Source organism: Acidimicrobiales bacterium (assembly GCA_036399815.1).
Lineage (GTDB): Bacteria > Actinomycetota > Acidimicrobiia > Acidimicrobiales > DASWMK01 > DASWMK01.
Window position 1 is genome coordinate 1 of the sequence record DASWMK010000012.1, and the last position, 1,944, is coordinate 1,944.

3 protein-coding genes are annotated in these 1,944 nt (G+C 77.9%); all 3 read right to left on the bottom strand.

Annotated elements, in window-relative coordinates; translation table 11 throughout:
* Positions 1-469, bottom strand: a 469-nt coding sequence (locus tag VGB14_00785) for a hypothetical protein (GenBank protein ID HEX9991438.1), incomplete at its 3' end; no start/stop codon positions are given.
* On the bottom strand, positions 466-1,386 hold the full coding sequence (locus VGB14_00790) for a class E sortase (GenBank protein HEX9991439.1): 921 nt from the start codon (positions 1,384-1,386) through the stop codon (positions 466-468). The genes VGB14_00790 and VGB14_00785, both read right to left, overlap by 4 nt.
* A gap of 28 nt (positions 1,387-1,414) precedes the next feature.
* The coding region (locus VGB14_00795) for a hypothetical protein (GenBank protein ID HEX9991440.1) at positions 1,415-1,944 on the bottom strand (530 nt) is incomplete at its 5' end.

Here is a 1,944-nt window from a genome sequence, read left to right on the forward strand (position 1 = left end):
GTCGCTCGTCGTCGGTGGCGGCGGCGAGGGCGGTCGGCGCCGGGCCGGGCGCGGCGACGGCGACGGGAAGGTCGGGGAGGGCGGGGCAGTCGGCCACGTCGGGACAGTCGCCGGCCCGGGACACGGCCCGCGCCGACGCCACGTAGTCCCCGTTGCACGGGAGCGACACCGGCACGTTGAACGTCCGCGTCGTGCCCGTCCCCGTGAGCGGTACGGTCCGGGCGCCCGGGACGGTGCAGCCGTCCGGGAGCTCACCGGCACCCGCCCAGCGGAGGGTGACGGTGGCCGAGTCGAGGACCGCCCACTGCGGGGCCGGGCCGGTGAACCGGCCGGCGAGCACGATGTCGCTGGTGGTCGCCGTCGTCAGCGGCGCCGTCCACTGGTCACCCTCGTCGGCCTGCGCCGCGGACGCCGGGACGACGGCGAGGACGAGGGCGCCGATCGCCGCCAGGAGCGGCCGTCGCCTCATGCCACCGCTCCGTCGGAGGCGACCAGCTCGGCCCGCACGACGAGGCGCTGCGCCGCGCTCCCGACCGGGTGGCAGGTGGTCAGCGTCAGCAGCGAGGCGTCGGTGGGGGCGACGACCGACGTCGCCGTGGGCGCCACCGGGAACGGCGCCTCGGCGACGCGATAGGTGCAGGTGCCGACGGGGGTGTCGAGCACGATCTCGTCGCCGACCCCGAGTTGGTCGAGGTTGCGGAACGGGTGGCCGTAGGTCGTCCGGTGCCCGGCGATGCCGACGTTGCCCTCCTGGCACGGCAGCGGCGTCGACGGGTAGTGGCCCGCGCCGGCCCGGAGGGCGCTCTCGGTCGTCCCCTCGACGACGACCGTGTCGACGCCGATCGACGGGATGCGGAGGCGGGTGACGCTGTCGCCCTCCTCGACCCGGCCGGCCAGGTACACCTGCCGGAACTGCGGGCTGGCCAGCTGGTGCTCGAGGCGGGTCTGGATGCGGGCCTGGACGACGTCGGTGACAGCCGGGTAGGCGAGCACGCCGACCCCGGTCGCCGCCATCGCCAGCGCGGCGACGGTCAGGCTCCGACGGGCCCACGGATGGCGCCGGAGGCCGGAGGCGAGGCGGGTGGTGACGTCGGCGCGAGCCGGGCCGGCCGGCGTCGCCGCGGACGGTGCCGCGGGCGGCGCCGCGGCGGACGGTGCGGCGGCGGGCAGCGTCGAGGCGGCGGCGGGGCGGACCGCAGCGGCGGGGGACGCCGGCCGTCCCGCTGCTACGGGCGCCGCGGAGACGGTCGCGACGGAGTGCGGCGCGGTCGGCGCCGGGCGCCGCTGGCGGTACCAGCGCAGCGCCGCGCCGGCCAGGCCACCGACGACGGCGAACAGGACGGCGCCGGCGACGGCGATGGCCGCGACGACGGTCGGCTCGACCATCACCGCCTCCGGGCCGGCTCCCGCACGGTCATCGCCCGCCGCTCCTCGTCACGTCCGCCGCCCGCCGGGTCGAGGCCAAGCGAGCGCCGCCGCCGGTCAGGACGGCGAGGCCGAGCAGCGACCACCCGGCGACGGGGAGCCAGGGCTCGGGCCCGCCCGTCCTCGGCAGGGTCGGGGGAGCGGTCGGCGGCGTGGTCGGCTGGACCGACGTCGTCGACGTCGGCGGGGCCGGCACGGTCGCCGCGATGCCCGCCTCGGCGTTCGACAGGGCGACGGTGATGCCACCCTCGGGGAGGCCGCTCAGCAGGTCGATGCGGACGGCGGCGGCCTTGGCCGTCACCTCCCCGTCGGTCGTCTCGGTGGTGCCCCCGCCGGCGGTGATGCACGACTCGAGGGGCGGCGGCAGCGGGATGCACTGGCTTTGGCCCGGCGGCAGCTCGATCGGGTCGGGGAACTGATCGGGCAGGGGGATGTCGTCGGCGATGTCGATGGTGACGGGCGCCGGCGTGAACGACGGGACGCTCTCACCCGTCGCCCGGGTCCGGGTGACGCTGGCCG